Source organism: Streptomyces sp. MK7, assembly GCF_032658145.1.
Classification (GTDB): Bacteria; Actinomycetota; Actinomycetes; order Streptomycetales; family Streptomycetaceae; genus Streptomyces; species Streptomyces spiralis.
The window spans coordinates 125,479-143,646 of record NZ_JAVACL010000015.1 but is presented as its reverse complement, the minus strand read 5'-3'; the positions used below and the strand labels follow the sequence as shown (position 1 = coordinate 143,646).

General features: G+C 71.5%; 12 protein-coding genes, 1 tRNA gene and 1 pseudogene. 8 read left to right on the top strand and 6 right to left on the bottom strand.

The features are described 5' to 3' along the window. Window position 1: 1 nt before the first annotated feature. The 4 genes from R2S09_RS18850 to R2S09_RS18835 form a co-directional block, all read right to left on the bottom strand. On the bottom strand, window positions 2–1,357 hold the full coding sequence (locus R2S09_RS18850; RefSeq protein WP_316742212.1) for an MFS transporter: 1,356 nt from the start codon (window positions 1,355–1,357) through the stop codon (window positions 2–4). A gap of 326 nt (window positions 1,358–1,683) precedes the next feature. After that, window positions 1,684–3,819 (bottom strand): acetate--CoA ligase family protein, encoded by a 2,136-nt coding sequence (locus tag R2S09_RS18845; protein WP_306191237.1) that lies wholly within the window; start codon window positions 3,817–3,819, stop codon window positions 1,684–1,686. 3 nt (window positions 3,820–3,822) lie between these two features. Next, a complete protein-coding gene (gene frc, locus R2S09_RS18840) occupies window positions 3,823–5,055 on the bottom strand; it encodes a formyl-CoA transferase (RefSeq protein ID WP_306191238.1) in 1,233 nt (410 codons plus the stop codon). Between the two features lie 11 nt (window positions 5,056–5,066). Next, on the bottom strand, window positions 5,067–6,776 hold the full coding sequence (locus R2S09_RS18835) for a thiamine pyrophosphate-binding protein (RefSeq protein ID WP_316742211.1): 1,710 nt from the start codon (window positions 6,774–6,776) through the stop codon (window positions 5,067–5,069). 177 nt (window positions 6,777–6,953) lie between these two features. Here R2S09_RS18835 and sucC point away from each other — a divergent pair, with 177 nt between their 5' ends. The 4 genes from sucC to R2S09_RS18815 all read left to right on the top strand — a co-directional run bounded on the left by sucC (window position 6,954) and on the right by R2S09_RS18815 (window position 10,823). Continuing rightward, the gene (gene sucC / locus R2S09_RS18830; RefSeq protein WP_316742209.1) at window positions 6,954–8,084 is read left to right on the top strand and encodes an ADP-forming succinate--CoA ligase subunit beta; all 1,131 of its coding nucleotides are present in this window, start codon (window positions 6,954–6,956) and stop codon (window positions 8,082–8,084) included. Window positions 8,085–8,098: 14 nt separating this feature from the next. Further along, the gene (gene sucD / locus R2S09_RS18825) at window positions 8,099–9,016 is read left to right on the top strand and encodes a succinate--CoA ligase subunit alpha (RefSeq protein WP_316742207.1); all 918 of its coding nucleotides are present in this window, start codon (window positions 8,099–8,101) and stop codon (window positions 9,014–9,016) included. 32 nt (window positions 9,017–9,048) lie between these two features. Then, the gene (locus R2S09_RS18820; RefSeq protein ID WP_306191244.1) at window positions 9,049–10,590 is read left to right on the top strand and encodes an aldehyde dehydrogenase family protein; all 1,542 of its coding nucleotides are present in this window, start codon (window positions 9,049–9,051) and stop codon (window positions 10,588–10,590) included. Window positions 10,591–10,738: 148 nt separating this feature from the next. Then, a tRNA-Leu gene (locus tag R2S09_RS18815) sits at window positions 10,739–10,823 on the top strand. Here R2S09_RS18815 and R2S09_RS18810 read toward each other — a convergent pair. Next, entirely contained in the window at window positions 10,788–11,639 is an 852-nt protein-coding gene (locus R2S09_RS18810) for a zinc ribbon domain-containing protein (protein WP_316742205.1), read from the bottom strand. The genes R2S09_RS18815 and R2S09_RS18810 overlap by 36 nt on opposite strands. A gap of 238 nt (window positions 11,640–11,877) precedes the next feature. On the opposite strand from R2S09_RS18810, the gene R2S09_RS18805 reads away from it, so the two are divergent. Beyond that, window positions 11,878–12,711 (top strand): IS110 family transposase, encoded by an 834-nt coding sequence (locus R2S09_RS18805; protein WP_316742204.1) that lies wholly within the window; start codon window positions 11,878–11,880, stop codon window positions 12,709–12,711. 84 nt (window positions 12,712–12,795) lie between these two features. Here R2S09_RS18805 and R2S09_RS18800 read toward each other — a convergent pair whose 3' ends face one another. Then, complete coding sequence (locus R2S09_RS18800; RefSeq protein ID WP_306191247.1) at window positions 12,796–14,052, bottom strand: MFS transporter; 1,257 nt, start codon at window positions 14,050–14,052, stop codon at window positions 12,796–12,798. 298 nt (window positions 14,053–14,350) lie between these two features. Between R2S09_RS18800 and R2S09_RS18795 the strand changes: the two are divergent. The 3 genes and pseudogenes from R2S09_RS18795 to R2S09_RS18785 form a co-directional block, all read left to right on the top strand. After that, window positions 14,351–14,587: pseudogene (locus tag R2S09_RS18795) on the top strand (hypothetical protein); the annotation flags it as partial. Window positions 14,588–15,414: 827 nt separating this feature from the next. Then, entirely contained in the window at window positions 15,415–17,070 is a 1,656-nt protein-coding gene (locus R2S09_RS18790; protein ID WP_316742201.1) for a PP2C family protein-serine/threonine phosphatase, read from the top strand. Beyond that, window positions 17,067–18,131: a cobalamin-dependent protein gene (locus R2S09_RS18785; protein ID WP_316742199.1), complete on the top strand. Its 1,065-nt coding sequence runs from the start codon at window positions 17,067–17,069 to the stop codon at window positions 18,129–18,131. Before R2S09_RS18790 ends, R2S09_RS18785 begins: the two co-directional genes overlap by 4 nt. Window positions 18,132–18,168: the final 37 nt, after the last annotated feature.

Below are 18,168 nucleotides of genomic sequence, written 5' to 3'. Positions count from 1 at the left end.
GTCAGGCCATCTCCTCGCCGAGGGGGTGGGGATTGGGGACGATGCGCCGGGCGCTGAGCCTGCCCGGCGCCTTGAGGAACAGCGCCATTGCGGCGCAGGCGAGCCCGGTGCAGCCCGCCAGGAGGAACGCTGCGTGCGGGTCCCGCGCGGCGTACGCGACGGCACCCGTGCCGCAGGCGGCGGCGACCGGCAGCAGCCAGGCGCCGGCGAGCAGCCCGTGGACGCTCGCGCTGTGGTTCTCACCGAAGTGGTCCGCGGCCAGCGCGCACACCAGCGCCGGTACCGCCACACCGGCCGCGCCGGTGGCGGCGGCACAGCCGAGAAGGAGCGCACCGCTGCCCGCACGGGCCGCGACCGCGACACCGAACTGGGCGGCGCCCAGCAGCAGACAGGCCGCGATCAGTGTGGCGCGCCGCCCCCAGCGGTCCGACAGCGCGCCGGCCGCGGCCGCCGCGGCGCCACCCGCGACGGCCACCGCCCGCACCGTCCGGCCGCCCGGCCCGAACTCCCCGCCGTACACGGTGAGCAGGCAGACGCCGAGCACGGTGACACCGGCCGCGCCCAGCAGGCAGAGCCACATCAGCCACAGTGCCGGGGTGCGGGCGGCCTGCCGCAGGGTGTGGTGGCGCACGGCGGGCGGGTTCTTCTCCCGGGTGCGCCGGGCGCCGGGGTCCGCCGGCACGGACAGCGGGCCGGGACGCGGCGGCCACCAGTTGCGCGGCGGGTCCCGGAGGAACCGGCCGGCACCGGCCACGGCCAGGGCCGCCGCGGCACCGGTGACCGCGAGCAGGACCCGCGGGCCGGCGTCCGCGACCGGGCGGAGAAGAAGCGGTACGGCCCCCAGGGCGAGCCCGCTCGCCACGACTGCCGTGGGGCCGCCCCGGCGTTCGGGCCACCACATGCCCGGCAGCGTCAGACAGGTCGCCTGGACCAGTCCGGCACCGGCACCGGCGCACACGGCGAACCCCACCCGGGCGACGGTGAGACCGGGGGCGAGGGCGAGCGCCAGGTACCCGGCCAGGGTGCCGAGCGCTCCCGTCGTCATGGCCGCGCGGGCGGACAGCCGGCCGCTCTCCCGCAGCCGCCCGGCCGACAGGACCACGGCCGCCTGGCACAACGCCCACAAGCCGGTCGGCCACCCGAGGTCCCCGCCCCACCGGTGGGCGGCCCGGAGACCCGACTGCGCCGCGAGAAACGCGTAGGCGGCGCAACTGATGCCCGCCATGCCCACCCAGGGCAGGACGACCATCCAGATCCGGCCACGGCCCAGCAGATCGACGTCGCTCTCGCCGACCCGGTACACACGGCCCCTGCGGTCACGCACCTCCCGGCAGACCGGGGAGGCGGGTGGATCCATGGTTTCCATCTCGCGGTAGCACCCCTTGCGTCGAAAGTTCTGGCCGGTCCCCCCGTCCATTGCCTTTCGTGCGCGCACGGGTCCCGGGGGCGGCCGACGCGCACCGCCGGCCGCCCCCACGCTCACTCAGCTCATCAACCGCCCCCCAGCAACTCGGAAGCCCGGGCCCGCCGGGCTGTGTTTCGCCCGGGGGGCAGCCCCCGGAGCCCTGGCCGGTCTTGTGTGTGGCGGTGTCATGAGAGGAGCCCGGCCGCCCGGGCCCACCGGGCTGTGTTTCGCGCGGGGGGCAACCCCCGGACCCCCGGCCGGTCTTGTGTGTGGCGGTGTCATGAGAGGAGCCCGGCCGCCCGGGCCCACCGGTACTTCGCACCGAGCACGGCCACCGGCTTCTCCGTCGTGTACGGGTACGCCACGACGCCCCGCTCGAAGAGGTACTGGCAGGCCTCCTCCACCTCCACGTCGCCGGCGAGCGAGGCCACCACCGGCTTCTGGACGCCGCGTTCGCGGAACTCGGCCACCACACGGGCGGTCAGCTCGGCGAACACCATGGGAGGGGTGACGATGGTGTGCCAGTAGCCGAGGACGAGCGCGTGGATGCGCGGATCCTCCAGTCCCAGCCGGATCGTCGCCTCGTACGTCGACGGCGGCTCGCCCCCGGTGATGTCCACCGGGTTGCCCGCGGCGCCGAACGGCGGGATGAAGCGGCGGAACGCCTCGTCCAGGTCCGGCGGGATCTCCATCAGCGACAGCCCGTTGTCGGTCACCGCGTCGGACAGCAGCACTCCGCTGCCGCCGGCGCCGGTGATGATGACCACGTTGTCGCCCTGCGGGGTGGGCAGCACGGGCAGCGCGCGGGCGTACTCCAGCATGTCGTTCAGACCGGGCGCCCGGATGACGCCCGCCTGCCGCAGGATGTCGTCGTACACGGCGTCGTCGCCCGCCAGGGCGCCGGTGTGCGACCCGGCGGCCTTCGCGCCCGCCGCCGTACGGCCCGCCTTCAGCACCACGACCGGCTTCTTCGGCACGGTCGCCCGCGCGGCCTCCACGAAGGCGCGGCCGTCCTTCAGGTCCTCCAGGTGCATAGCGATGCACTCGGTGTGCGGGTCCTCACCGAACCAGGTCAGCAGGTCGTCCTCGTCCAGGTCCGACTTGTTGCCCAGGCCCACGATCGCCGACACGCCCGTCTTCGTGGTGCGGGCGAAGCCCAGGATGGCCATCCCGATCCCGCCGGACTGGCTGGTCAGCGCCACCCCGCCCTTGACGTCGTACGGCGTGCAGAACGTGGCGCACAGGTCCTGCCAGGTGGAGTAGTAGCCGTAGATGTTCGGCCCGAGGAGCCGGATCCCGTACCGCTCGGCGATCGCCACGATCTCCGCCTGGAGTTCGTGTTCACCGGTCTCGGCGAAGCCGGAGGGGATCAGCACCGCGTTGGGGATCTTCTTCCGTCCCACCTCCTCCAGGGCCGAGGCCACGAACTTGGCGGGGATAGCGAAGACCGCCACATCCACCTCACCGGGAACGTCCGTGACACTCTTGTACGCCTTGCGGCCCAGAATGTCATCGGCCTTGGGGTTCACCGGGTGGATCTCCCCGGAGAAACCTCCGTCGACGAGGTTGCGCATCACCGAGTTGCCGATCTTCCCCGGCTCGTTGGAGGCGCCGATGACGGCCACCGAGGCCGGCTGCATCAGCCGCCGCATGGAGGTGAGGATCTCGTCGCGGGTGTATTTCCTGCGCGCCGGTGGCTGCTGGTCGGCGAGGATCACCCGGATGTCGGCCGCGACCGCACCCTCCGATGTCGCGACCACCGGGTTGAGGTCCACCTCGGCGATCTCCGGGAAGTCCGCCACCAGTTGGGACACCCGCCGGATCTGCTCGGCGAGCGCCCACCGGTCCACCCCCGCCTGCCCGCGCACCCCGCGCAGGACGTCCGCCGCACGGATCGAGTCGAGCATGGACAGCGCCTCGTCGGCGTCCACGGGTGCCAGGCGGAACGTCACGTCCTTCAGCACCTCGACGAGCACCCCGCCCAGCCCGAAGGCCACCACCTTCCCGAACGTCGGGTCGGTCACCGCGCCGACGATGACCTCCTGCCCCTCGGGCAGCAGCTCCTGCACCTGCACACCGTCGATACGGGCGTCGGCGTCGTACGCCCGGGCGTTCTCGACGATCCGGTGGAAGGCCGCCCGTACGTCCGCCGCGCCCTCCACGCCGACCACGACCCCGCCGGCGTCGGTCTTGTGCAGGATGTCCGGCGAGACGATCTTCATCACCACCGGCCCGCCGAACCGTGCCGCGCACGCCACGGCCTCGTCCACGTCCCGCGCCAGCTCCTCGCCCGGTACGGCGATCCCGTAGGCGTCGGCGATCACCTTGCCCTCGGGCGCGGTGAGGGCGCCGCGGCCCTCCGCCCGCACCGAGTCGAGCAGGGCGCGCACCCTCAGCACCCGGTCCTCGGCCATCACTCAGATCACCCCGTTCGACTTCAGCAGGCGCAGCTCCTCGTCGCCGAGGCCCAGCTCGCCGACGTAGACCTCTTCGTTGTGCTCGCCGAGCAGCGGTGAACCGCTGACGTCGACGGGGGAGTCGGACAGCTTCAGCGGGCTGCCGACGGTGACGAACTCGCCGCGCTGGGGGTGGGGAACGCGCACCACCATCTCGTTGGCGACCAGCGACTCGTCCTCGATGATCTCCTTGGTGGACAGGATCGGCCCGCACGGGATGTTGTGGGCGTTGAGCTTCTCCAGCACCTCCCACTTGGGCAGGGTGGAGGACCACTCCTCGATCAGCTGGAACATCTTGTTCAGGCGCGGCAGCCTTGCCTCCGGGGTGGCCCAGTCGGGGTCGCCGGCCAGCTCGGGCCGGCCGATCAGCTCGCTGATGGGCTTCCAGCCGACCGGCTGCACGATCACGTACACGTAGTCGTTGGGCCCGCCCGGGGCGCACTTGACCGCCCAGCCGGGCTGACCGCCGCCGGAGGCGTTCCCGGAGCGGGGGACCTCGTCGCCGAAGTCGTCGTTGGGGTACTCGGCGAGCGGGCCGTGGGCCAGGCGCTGCTGGTCGCGCAGCTTCACCCGGCACAGGTTGAGCACCGCGTGCTGCATGGCCACGTTGACCCGCTGCCCGCGCCCGGTCCGCTCCCGCTGGAACAGCGCTGCGAGCACCCCGGCGACCAGGTGCACCCCGGTCCCGGAGTCACCGATCTGTGCGCCGGTCGCGGTCGGCGGCCCGTCCTCGAAGCCGGTGGTCGACATCGACCCGCCCATGGCCTGCGCGACGACCTCGTAGGCCTTGAAGTTCGTGTACGGGCCCTCGCCGAACCCCTTGATGGAGGCGTAGACGAGCCGCGGGTTGATCTCCTTGATCCGGTCCCAGGTGAAGCCCATCCGGTCGACGGCTCCCGGACCGAAGTTCTCCACCATGACGTCCGAGCGCCGGATCAGCTCGGTCAGGAGTTCCTTGCCGCGCTCGGTCTTGGTGTTGAGGGTGATGCTGCGCTTGTTGCAGTTGAGCATCGTGAAGTAGAGGGAGTCGACGTCAGGGAGGTCGCGCAGCTGCTTGCGCGTGATGTCGCCGGTCGGCGCCTCCAGCTTGACGACGTCCGCACCGAGCCAGGCCAGCAGCTGGGTGGCGGAGGGGCCGGACTGGACGTGGGTCATGTCCAGGACTCGGATGCCTTCAAGTGCCTTGCCCGTCATGGACACTCTCCTCACTTGTACATCGTCTGGTTCATCGTTCCGGGGGCGTAGGCGTCCGGGTCCACCCAGACGTTGATCAGCGAGGGCTTGCCCGACTCGCGGGCGCGCCGCAGGGCGGGGCCGATGTCGGCGGGGTCGCGGACCTCCTCGCCGTGGCCGCCGAGCATCTGAGCGAACTTGTCGTAGTGGACGTCGCCGAGGGTGTTGCCGACCCGCTCGCGCTCCTTGCCGTACTTGGCGGCCTGGCCGTAGCGGATCTGGTTCATCGAGGAGTTGTTGCCGACGATCCCGACGAAGGGCAGGTCGTAGCGGACCAGCGTCTCGAAGTCCCAGCCGGTGAGGGAGAACGCCCCGTCACCGAAGAGGGCGACGACCTCCTTGTCGGGGCGGGCCTGCTTGGCGGCGAGCACGAAGGGGATGCCGACGCCGAGGGTGCCGAGCGGGCCCGGGTCCATCCAGTGGCCCGGCGACTTGGGCTGGACGACCTGCCCGGAGAAGGTGACGATGTCGCCGCCGTCGCCGATGTAGATCGAGTCCTCGGTGAGGAAGTCGTTGATCTCGCTGACCAGCCGATAGGGGTGGATGGGGGAGGCGTCGGACCTCAGCTGCGGCAGCCGCTTGTCGATCGCGGTCTGCTCGGCGGCGCGCAGCTCGTCGAGCCACTCCTTGCGCCTGGCGGCGCCGCCGTTGAGGCGTCCGGAGGCGGCCTCGGTGACGGACTTCAGCACCAGCCCCGCGTCACCGACGATCCCGAGGTCGATGTCGCGGTTCTTGCCGACGGTCCGGTAGTCCAGGTCGATCTGCACGACCGTCGCCGCGGGGGAGAGGCGTTTGCCGTAGCCCATGCGGAAGTCGAAGGGCGTGCCGACGATCACGATGACGTCGGCGTTCGAGAAGGCGTACCGGCGGGAGAGCTGGAAGTGGTGCGGGTCGCCGGGCGGGAGGGTGCCGCGTCCGGCGCCGTTCATGTACGCGGGGATGTTCAGGGTCCGTACGAGCTCGATGGCGGCCTCGGTGCCGCGGGTCGTCCAGACCTGGCTGCCCAGCAGGATGGCCGGCTTCTCGGCGTGGACCAGGAGGTCGGCGAGGGTCTCGACCGCCTCGGGGTCGCCGGGCGAGCGGGTGGAGGCCCGGTAGTGACCGGCGGCCGGGACACGGGCCTTCTCGCGCGGGACCTTGGCGTCGAGCACGTCCCGTGGGATCTCCAGGAAGGACGGCCCGGGTGCCCCGTGGTAGCACTCGCGGAACGCCATCGACACCATGTCCGCCGCGCGTGCGGTGTCCGGCACCGTCGCCGCGAACTTGGTGATGGGCGTCATCATGTCGACGTGCGGGAGGTCCTGGAGGGACCCCATCTTGTGCTGGGTGTGGGCGCCCTGACCGCCGATCAGCAGCATGGGGGACTCCGCGCGGAAGGCGTTGGCGACACCGGTGACGGCGTCCGTCGTACCGGGACCGGCGGTGACGACCGCGCAGCCGGGCTTGCCGGTCAGGCGCGCGTAGCCGTCGGCCGCGTGGGCGGCGACCTGCTCGTGTCGCACGTCGACGACCTCGATGCCCTCGTCGACGCAGCCGTCGTAGATGTCGATGATGTGGCCACCGCACAGGGTGTAGATGCGGTCGACTCCCTCTGCCTTGAGGGCCTTGGCGACGAGATGGCCGCCGGAGATCACGTCCTCGGCGGGCCGGGCCTGCTGGGCGTCCTGGGTGTCGTCGGGCATGGCGAAGTCCTGTCCCTTCGTAGGGGTGGAACTGCTCTCGCGGTACATTGCATACAGTCGACGAATACTGTATGAACCTTGTTATCCCGCATCCGGTGGAAGGTGTCCAGGGGGTGCGCGGCACTTTTCAGTCATCGCCAGTTCGGCCTCGCGATGGCTTCGCAGACAGGAGCCGAGATGGACCTGTACGAACACCAGGCAAGGGAACTCTTCGCAGAGCACGGCATCTTGGTGCCGAGTGCCGAGGTGACCGGCTCACCCCAGCAGGCCCGGGAGATCGCCCGCAGGCTCGGCGGCCGCGCGGTGGTCAAGGCCCAGGTGAAGACCGGCGGGCGGGGCAAGGCCGGCGGTGTCAGGCTCGCCGAGGACCCCGCCGCCGCGGAACGGACGGCGCGTCAGATCCTCGGCATGGACATCAAGGGCCACACCGTGAACACGGTCATGCTGGCCCAGCCGGTGGACATCGAGAAGGAGTTCTACGTCTCCTACGTCCTCGACCGCGCCGCGGGCCGCTTCCTCGCGATCGCCTCGGCCGAGGGCGGCATGGACATCGAGGAGGTCGCCGCCCGCCGGCCGGAGGCGGTCGCCCGTGTGCACATCGATCCGGCCCAGGGCGTCACCTCGGCGCGGGCGAGCGAGATCGCCGAGGCGGCCGGGCTCCCACCGCAGACCGTCGACGTCCTGGTGCGGCTGTGGGAGGTGCTGGTCCGCGAGGACGCCGTCCTCGTCGAGGTCAACCCGCTCGTGCGCACCCGGCAGGGACAGATCCTCGCCCTCGACGGAAAGGTCACCCTTGACGACAACGCCCGCTTCCGGCAGGCCCGCTGGGGCGCCGACGAGTCCCCGCACGACGACCCGCTGGAGGCGGCGGCCGCCGCCAAGGGCCTGGGATACGTCAGGCTCGACGGAGAGGTCGGCGTCATCGGCAACGGCGCCGGGCTGGTCATGTCGACGCTGGACGTGGTGGCCGGCTGCGGAGCCCGTCCCGCCAACTTCCTCGACATCGGCGGCGGGGCGTCGGCGCAGGTCATGGCCGACGGACTGGCCGTCATCCTCTCCGACCCGGAGGTCAGGTCGGTCCTCGTCAACGTCTTCGGCGGCATCACCGCCTGCGACGCGGTCGCCGAGGGCATCGTGCGGGCCCTGGACACGGTCCGGCTGACCCGCCCGCTGGTCGTACGCCTCGACGGCAACAACGCCGCCCGCGGCCGGGCCGTCCTCGACGCACGCGCGCACCCCCTGGTCCACCAGGCCACCACCATGGACGGCGCCGCCCGCCGTGCCGCCGAACTCGCCACCACAGCCTAAGGAGACGGCACGCCATGGCCATCCACCTCACCAAGGACAGCAAGGTCCTCGTCCAGGGCATGACCGGCGGCGAGGGCATGAAGCACACCCGCCGCATGCTCGCGGCCGGCACGGACGTCGTCGGCGGCGTCAACCCGCGCAAGGCGGGCCGGACCGTCGACTTCGACGTCCCCCAGTGCCTTGACGGCCTGGGAGGTGCCCCCAGCGCGGTCCCCGTCTACGGCACGGTGCGGGAAGGAAGGGAGACGACCGGCGCGGACGTGAGCGTGGTGTTCGTCCCCCCGGCTTTCGCCAAGGCGGCGGTCCTGGAGGCCGCCGACGCGGGCATCGGCCTCGTCGTCGTCATCACCGAAGGCATCCCCGTGCACGACACGATCGCCTTCACCGCGTACGCGCAACGGACGGGGACCCGGGTGATCGGCCCCAACTGCCCGGGACTGATCACCCCCGGCCAGTCCAACGCGGGCATCATCCCGGCCGACATCACCAAGCCGGGCCCCATCGGGCTGGTCTCGAAGTCCGGCACGCTCACCTACCAGCTCATGTACGAACTGCGCGACATCGGCTTCTCCACCTGCGTGGGCATCGGCGGCGACCCGGTCACCGGCACCAGCCACATCGACTGCCTGGCCGCCTTCGAGGCCGACCCCGACACCGAACTGATCGTGATGATCGGCGAGATCGGCGGCGACGCCGAGGAACGCGCCGCCGCCCACATCCGCGACCACGTCACCAAACCGGTCGTCGGCTACATCGCGGGCTTCACCGCCCCCGAGGGCAGGACCATGGGCCACGCGGGCGCCATCGTCTCCGGCTCCACGGGCACGGCGCAGGCGAAGAAGGCGGCGCTGGAGGCGGCCGGGGTGGCGGTGGGCAGCACACCGACTCAGACGGCGCGCCTCGTACTGGCGGCGCTGGGAGCGCGCGCGTGAGCGCACCGACGCACCGAGAGCGGAGCAATCCGATGGCATCCACCCTCACCCTCAAATCCCACACCTCCTGGGGCGACGCATGGCAGCGCTGCCTCGCCGTCGCCCCCGAGGCGTTCCGGGACGACCGCGTCCTGAACCTCTGGAACGCCGCCTGGCGGGCGGACGGCCGGCCGCTTCCGGCGACCAGCCCGGTCGACGCCCGTCCCACGGCGGGCCCGCCCCGCCTGGACGCGGTCACCGCCGAACGGGCCGTACGGGCGGCCCTGGACCAGCACCGCGCCTGGCGCCACGTCCCCCTGCCCGAACGCCGCGCCCGGATCGCGGCCACCCTCGACGCCCTCACCGAGCACCGCGCGCTCCTGGCGCTGCTGCTGGTCTGGGAGATCGGCAAGCCGTGGCGGCTGGCACAGGCGGACGTCGACCGGGCCATCGACGGAGTGCGCTGGTACGTCGACGGCATAGAGCCGATGATCGCGAACCGTTCCCCCCTGGACGGCCCGGTCTCGAACATCGCCAGCTGGAACTACCCGATGAGCGTCCTCGTCCACGCGATGCTGGTCCAATCCCTGGCGGGCAACGCGGTCATCGCCAAGACCCCCACCGACGGCGGTGTGGCCTGTCTCACCCTGGCCTGTGCGCTGGCCGCCCGCGAGGGCGTACCCGTCACCCTGGTCAGCGGCAGCGGACGCGAACTGTCCGAGGCGCTGGTGCGGGCGCCGGAGATCGGCTGCGTGTCCTTCGTCGGCGGCCGGGACACCGGCGCGGCGGTGGCCACGGCGGTCGCCGACCTCGGCAAACGGCACATCCTCGAGCAGGAGGGCCTGAACACCTGGGGCATCTGGAACCACAGCGACTGGGAGACCTTCGCGGCCGTCGTCCCCAAACTGTTCGACTACGGCAAGCAGCGCTGCACCGCCTACCCGCGCTTCGTCGTCCAGCGCGCACTGTTCGACGAGTTCCTGGCGGCGTACCTTCCTGCGGTGCGCGCCGTACGGGTCGGCCACCCCCTGGCCGTGGAGCGGCCGGACGCCCCGTTCCCCGAGCTCGACTACGGCCCCCTGATCAACGCCGCCAAGGCGAAGGAACTCACGGACCAGGTGACCGAGGCCGTCGACCGCGGCGCGATCCCCCTGCACCGGGGCCGGCCGGAGGACGCCCGCTTCCTCCCGGGCCAGGACACATCGGCGTACGTCCACCCGGTCACCCTGCTGAACCCGCCACCGTCCTCCCCGCTCCACCACGCCGAACCGTTCGGTCCTGTCGACACAATCGTCCTGGTCGACACCGAGGCGGAACTGCTGGCGGCGATGAACGCCTCGAACGGCGCGCTGGTCGCCACCCTGTCGACCGACGACAGGGCCACCTTCGACCGCCTGGCCCCCCAGATCCGCGCCTTCAAGGTGGGCCACGGCACGCCCCGCTCCCGAGGCGACCGGGACGAGCTCTTCGGCGGCTTCGGCGCTGCGTGGCGCGGCGCCTTCGTCGGCGGCGACCTTCTGGTCCGCGCGGTGACCCAGGGTGCACCGGGGGAGCGGCTGCCGGGGAACTTCCCGGAGTACCGACTGACGCCATGACGTGACCGCCGGGTGACCGTCGGTAGCCCGGCAAAGCCGCGTCACACCCCTGCGTACCGGACGGATACGCAGGTGAAAGCCACTCCGAAACCTTGGTATTGTTGTCCGTGTCGCTGCGGGGATCACCCCGCCGAGCGGCAGACACCTGGTCCGGGTGGCGGAATGGCAGACGCGCTAGCTTGAGGTGCTAGTGCCCTTTATCGGGCGTGGGGGTTCAAGTCCCCCCTCGGACACAATGCTTGACGATACGGTGACGAGGGCCTCGACTTTACGGTCGCGGTCCTCGTTGCGTGTTCGTAGCTGATAGTGATGCCCAGGGCCTCGTAGAGCGGACCTTTCTTCTCGACGGCGGCGATCTGGATGCGCTGTGCAATATCTCCAAGACTCTCAGTGATCTGCCGGATCTGTCGCGCGTCGAGCGGGGATTGCTTCTTGCGAGTACCGGCGGGCTGCGCGTCGAGCTTCTTCTGCGCTGCGACCTTGTCCCGCTGGGCCTCGTTGATCCACTGGGTGACGACGGTGGGGTCGGCTCCGGCGTCGAGGGCTGCTCGGTAGCGGGCGAGCCGCCGCTCGCACTCCTTGATCGCCTGGCGTGCTTGGGCCTGCTCGGGTGTCTGGGTCTCTGCGGTGCTGGCTGCGGCGCTTGCGTGGGTGAGCGCTTCGATGGTGGCGGGGAGCCGGTCGGGGGCGAAGGCCCGGGCGATCCACCGGTCCAGGGCCTGGCACACGATGTCTTCGCGCAGGTAGACGGTGCGTGGGTGGGTGAGATCGGGGTAGAGGGCGGCTTCTTCCTCTTTGAACTCGCAGCGGTAGTAGACGTGGCTGCGGATGGTGGGGGGCTGCATCTTGCGCCCGCACAGGCTGCAGCGGATCCGGCCGCGCAGGGCGTAGGGGAGCGCGCCCCGCTTGCCGGCGCGCTCCTGCCGTCCCTGGTTGCGGGCGCGCTGGGTGCGCACGGTGCGGGCGGCATCGAAGAGAGCGGGGCTGATGATCGCTTCGTGGGCGGGTGCGTTGGAGTGGATCCACTCATCGGGCGGGTTGTGGGTCATGTGGGTGCGGTGGCCGAGGGTGATACGAGAAAATGGGAGCGGGTGCCCCGGTCAGCCGATGGGCCTGCGATGCGAGCGAGCTCGTTTTACAGGATGGCGATGGGGGCCGACCAGGGGACCACGGACTGTTGCCAGGGCATCGGTATCCGCTGCCGGGAGCACGCGTGTCAGACTCCGCCTCCTCCCTTGGCCCCTCCGGGACGTCCGCGAGCACGGACACATCGGGAGGGAGACGAGGATGCCCCGCCATCAAGACGTGAAGGACGACATCATCCATCTGCGCTCGGCGGGGGTGGACTTGGGCAAGCGGCTCCTGCTCGCCTGCGTACGTACCCCGTCTGCGAAGCGGGCCGGCAGCTGGTCGCTGGAGACCGAACGGTTCGGTACCACCACCGGCGAGATACGGCGCCTGCTGTCCTGGCTGGTGGACCGCCAGGTCGATGTGGTGGTGATGGAGGCGACCTCGGACTACTGGCGAGGTGTCTACTACCGGCTGCAACCGCACCTGAACCTGATGCTGGTCAACCCCGCCCACCTGAAGGGCATCCGGGGTCGCAAGACCGATCCCAACGACGCGGCCTTCCTCGCCCGGGCCGGGGACGCGGGCATGGTGATGGCCTCCTTCGTGCCGCAGTGGGACATCCGAGAATTACGTGATCTGACCCGACGCCGCACCGAACTCGTCCGGGCGGCCGGGTGGGAGGCACAGCGGCTGGAGAAGGAACTCGAGGACACTGGAATGAAGCTCTCGGCGGTCCTCAGCGACATCGCAGGCACCAGTGGCCGGGCCATCTTGGAAGCCCTCATCGCCGGGGAGCGTGATCCCGGTCGCCTGGCCGACCTTGCGGTCGGCCGGGCCCGCAACAAGATCCCCGCTCTCATCGAGGCACTGGACGGCGAGTTCACCGACCACCACGCGTTCATGGTCCGGCACTACCTGGACGAGATCGACCGCTGGAAGCGGGTCATCGCCGGTTTCGATGACCGGATCGCCCGGCTGCTGGCCAACCGCGAGCAGGACCTGGCGAGCCTCGTCACCATCCCCGGGAGCGGCCGTTTGGTGACCGACTGACTCACCAACGAGTCATTTTCGTGTCAGTCCCTATGGCACGGCACGTCGGCAATGCTCTGCCGGCGAGGTCCGTCATGTGATTACTCACCGTTGGCTGGCCGGCTCCATGTGCGGGTTGCGTGCAGCGAGGACTGTGAACAGGGTGGCGATAACGGCAAGGGCGCCGTATCCGAGCGCGATCTGTGGTAGCGAGAAGGCGTTCGAGAGCTGGCCGAAAAGGAGGCTGATGAAGGCGGCACCGCTGTAGCAGAGGAGGTAGATCGCGCTGAAGATCGGCGCCCGGTCGGCCAGGGTGCTTCCGTGGAGCAGGCCGCGAGTGGCGGCGCTGACGGCGATGCCTTGACCGACGCCGGTGACGATGGTTGCAGTGATGAACAACGGCAGTGTGCCGATGGCGATGGCTGTAATGATGCCGATCCACCCGGCCAGGAAGACGATCATGCCGATGCGTTGGGCCGCCGCTGGTGTGAACCGGCCCCCGATCGGAGCACCGAGAACGCTGGGGGCCATGTAGGCGGCGAACGCCAGTCCGAGGATGAGCGGGCTGTGGGTGTGAAGTTGATCCTCGACCAGCGCGGGCATGAAGGACTGGTAGAAGGCCCCGGACGCATAGGCGGCCACGAACACCGTGGCCGCGACAGGGAGCAGACGCCTGACCCGCGCCGGTACGCGGACCTGGGGTAGCAGCGACCGCCAAGCGCCCGGCGTCGGCTTCGCGGTTTCCGGGCTGACGACGATGAGTGCGGCAGACAGTACGAGGAGACCGGCGCACACCAGGTAGATGAGCTCGCGTGGCCAGGGGGCGAACTGGACCAGGGCGCCGGCGGCGATGGCACCGAGGGTGAGGCCGAGCATGGGTCCCTGGCTGGACGCGACGGAGGCCAGCCAGGCCGGCCTGGCTGGCGCGGCGTCGACGATGTAGGAGGTGAGGCTGCTGCTGGCCAACCCCGTACCGACGCCCATCAGGAGCCGACCGGCCAGCAGAGTGCCGATGTCGTGCACGTTCAGCAGCAGCAGACACCCCAGCAGGAGCAGGCCGAGGCTGGCGATCGCGGTGCGCCGTCGGCCCAGATGATTGGACAGCCGTCCCAGCACCAACAGCGCCGCGATAATGCCGACGGAGTAGGTGACGAAGGCCAGCGAGATGCCGGCGTTGGTGAACCCGTCCTCGGCCCGGTAGGTGTTGAACAGGGGGATCGGTGCGGCCGACGCGGCGAACGAGGCCACCAGGGAGACGATCGCAGATGAGAATGCCAGCCGGAGCGTTCTGCCCTGGCGAGGCCGGTTGATCACTGGTGACACGTCTGCGTCGTCGAGAGGGGGCGCGTTCAGCCGCGACATAACGGATCAACCTCCGGTAGCTGTGCGAGTAGTCGCCGAGCCCAGGTCGGGCCGAGGCACTCTTGTGGGCTTGACAGCCCACTTCGCAGAGTTAATAGCGTAGAGACTGGGCTGTCAAGCCCACTCTGCGGTATCGTGTGGCGTGCCGGTGCGGACTGCTGCTGCGGTCCTGCAGCCCGCTCCGGCCCTCGGCGCAGTAGCGAGGTCGGAGAACTGCACGAACTTCTGGATGTGCTCGGTGAACACGTCCGGCTGGGTTCCGGCGATGAAGCCGCGGACATCCGGCCTGTACCCATCCATGCCTTCTGGCCGGGGCGGCACCGCCGCCGCTGGTTTCCGCTCCGAACTCGAGGATCTCTACCGTGATCTTCACCAGCATCCTGAACTCGGCCTGCGGGAGCACCGCACGGCCAAGAAGGTGTCCGATGCTTTGCGGGATCTCGGTTACGAGGTCACCGGCGGCATCGGCGGCACGGGAGTGATCGGCGTACTGGCCGACGGCGACGGACCCACCGTCATGGCCCGCGCGGACATGGTAGACGGTGCGTGGGTGGGTGAGATCGGGGTAGAGGGCGGCTTCTTCCTCTTTGAACTCGCAGCGGTAGTAGACGTGGCTGCGGATGGTGGCGGGCTGCATCTTGCGCCCGCACAGGCTGCAGCGGATCCGGCCGCGCAGGGCGTAGGGGAGCGCGCCCCGCTTGCCGGCGCGCTCCTGCCGCCCCTGGTTGCGGGCGCGCTGGGTGCGCACGGTGCGGGCGGCATCGAAGAGAGCGGGGCTGATGATCGCTTCGTGGGCGGGTGCGTTGGAGTGGATCCACTCATCGGGCGGGTTGTGGGTCATGCAGGGGCAGCGCGCGTTCCTTGGTGCTGCGGCCCGACGGCAGCCTCGTCCTGCACCGCACGCGAAGGGGAGCGGCCATCGGGTCCACCAGGACCCCGGGGCATCCCGCCGCCTACGCGACCGTGCGGGGCGACGGAAGCCTCGTCGTCCACCGCCGAGGCGGCCTCAGCACGGGCGGAGTGCTCTGCTCCAGCAGGATGTACGACCGCGGCGCCTACGTGCTGTGCAGGACGATGTCGACCCGGTGGTCTGCACGAGCCCGCGTACGACTGTGCCCGCCGGAGGGATCCGGTCCTGCCTGCGTACCGCGCCGCCGCGACCCCGGTTCGCGGCCGGCCACGGGTGTTCTGCAATCGGCGGCCCGGCAAGTTCGGGCTGTAAGGTAGAAAACAGACTTAAGGGATTTCTCGGGTGTCGGAGTGTGAAGCGGCGGTGCGTATGTCTCCTGCGCCGGCCGGCGCGGTCGGCGGCGGTGGTGTTCCGCTTTGTGCCGGGGCCCGTCTTGGCGAGGTACGAGACCGGTGACGGGCACGCAGGCCCGGAACCCGGCGTCGAACGGCGGCGGGCAAGCGCGGGGCCGCCCCGGGCGCAAGCTGTTGGATACCCTGCTCGACCTCGTTGACCAGGCGGTCGTGGTCTGCGACGCCTCCGGCGTGGTCCGCTGGTGCAACAGCCCGACCGGCGTCTACTTTCCGGACCTGCGGCCGGGGATGACGCCGGACCCCGCGGCAGCCGGACCCCTGGGGCAGGCGGTCGTCGCCTCTGCGGCGCGCTTCGATGCCGAATTCCTCGGTCGGCGGCTGACCGGCCGCAGGAGCACGGTGCAGGACTGCTCGGTGTGGCTCGTCAGTGACGAGACCGGGGTCCGCCGGTGCAGGGCCGAGCTACGAGCCGAGCGGTTCCGGGCGGCGTTCCTGAGCGAGGCGAGCCGACGGCTGGGGGCCTCCCTGCACCACGGCCGCACCGCCCGGAGCGTGGTGGAACTCGCCGCGCCGACCTTGGCGGACGCTGCGCTGCTCGTACTGCCGCCGCGCGGGGGCCACGCGGACTGGCACCGTTGCACCGCGCCGGGCGCCGCGGTGGAATCGGGCACCTTGCCGGCGTCCTCCCTCGAGCGTATGCCGCAACTGGCGAGGGCCCTGGCGGGCCTGTCGCCGCGGCCCGCCCCCTGCCGGCCGGGCATGCTCGGTGCGCTCGGCGGGGCGGCGCCGCCGGACCCGGGCAGGGGAGGGGAGTCGCTCGTGACGGCACTGCCGGGTAGCGGGGCCCCGGCGGGGGCTCTGGTTCTCGTCCGTTCGGCCGGAGGCCGGCGCCGGCCCGCCGCGGACGCCGCCCTGGTGTGCGATTTCGCCTTCCGGGCCGGTATGGCACTGTCGACCGCCGCCCTCTACGCCCAGCAGGCCCATACCGCGGCCGTGCTCCAGTCGGGCCTCGATCCGGCGCCGCTGCCCGAGGCGCCGGGGGTGCGGCTGGGCGCCGCCTACCGTCCCGCCCCGGATGCACTGGGCTTCGGCGGCGACTTCTACCAGGTGCAGCCTGCGCGGGACGGCGGCGGGGGCGTGGAGTTCGCCCTGGGGGACGTCTGTGGCAAGGGCGTCGAGGCGGCCGTGCTCACCGGTCACGTCCGTCAGAGCCTGCGGACCCTTGCCCTCGTCGAGTCCCGGCCACTCCGTGTGCTCGACGTGCTCAACCAGTCGCTGCTCGAGGCGGACTCGGGCCGGTTCACCAGCCTGGTCACGGGCGTGGCCCGCCCGGGCGCCCAGGGGACCCTGGACGTCCTACTCGCCGGGGGCGGGCATCTGCCGCCGCTGGTGCTGCGCCGTGGTGGCATCGTGGAGGCTGTGGACGTGGGCGGGATGCTGGTCGGGGCCCTGCCCGGCGCTGAATTCGGCCAGGCCGGGGTCCGCCTGGCGCGCGATGAGCTGATCCTGCTGTACAGCGACGGGGTCACCGAGGCACGGGGCGGCCCCACCGGTGCCGAGGAGTACGGGGCGGAGCGGCTCGCGCACGACCTGGCGGGCTGCGCGGGGATGCCCGCCGGCGCGGTCGCCGAGCGGATCGACCTGCGCGTCGCCGAGTGGCTGGCTGGACGTGCCCACGACGACATCGCGGTGCTGGCGCTCCAGTCGTCGCCCCCCTCGCCCGGTTCGTCCGGCGCCGCCGGAGCCTCGCGGTGACCGGCGCGTCCGCCGTCGCGCCGGGGATCCGTGCCGCCTTCGACGACCACCTCGCCCACGCCGACGAGACCGGGGCCACCGCGCTCGCCCTGGGCCTGCTGCGGGCCGGCGTCGCGGCGGAGGACGTTCTGCTCCGTCTGATCGCCCCGGCACAGGCCGCTGTCGGCGCTCGATGGGTGTCCACGGAGTGGAGCGTGGCGCAGGAGCACGCCGCCACCCATGTGAGCGAGCGCGTGGTGAGCGGCGTGGCCGCCGCGGCCGCCAGGCCGCGGCCCCGGGACTCCGCACCGGCCCGCCGAGTCGTGTTCGCGTGCGTCGAGGGGGAGTGCCACACCCTGCCCGCACGGATCGCCGCCGAGGTGCTGCGGCTGCGCGGCTTCGACGTGACGTTCCTGGGCGCCAACGTCCCCGCCCCGCGCCTGGTGTCCCACATGCACCGGCACGGGCCCGACCTGGTGGGCCTGTCATGCATGATCCCGGTGCGCTTGCCTGCCGCACACCACCTCGTCGAGTGCTGCCAGCGCGCCGGGACGCCGGTGCTCGTGGGCGGCTCCGGCTTTGGACCCGGAGGCGTCTGGGCCCGCACGCTCGGAGCCGACCTGTACGCGCCCGACCCGGCCGCCGCCGCCGAGACGCTCGCCGTGCGGTGGCCCCAGACCCCACGGGAAGCGGCGCCCCTGGGACACCTCGCCGACGAAGAGTACTTCCGGATCGTCCGGCAGCGGGCCGAGTTGCTGCGGCGGCTGCTCGCCCATCTGCTGGAGCGGTACCCGCGGCTGCGCGACCCGGGTGCGGAGCACGCCGAGGCCGTTCTGGAGGACCTCGGCCGTCTCCCGGACGTCGTAGCCGCGGCGAACTACGTCGACGATCCGAAGGTCCTCACCGACTATCTCTCCTTCGGCGCGGAATTCCTCCGCGCCCGCGGCGTGCCCACCGCCGCTCTGGGCGTGGCCCTGGCGACGCTGTCCGGGCCTCTCGGCGGCCTTCCGCGGGCGGCCGCGCACCTCGACGCCGGGCGGCGCTGGCTCACGGCCGCGGCCCACGCGGTCCCGCCGGCCTGACGGCGAGGCCCGGCTGACGCCCGGCGTCGCGTGGTTG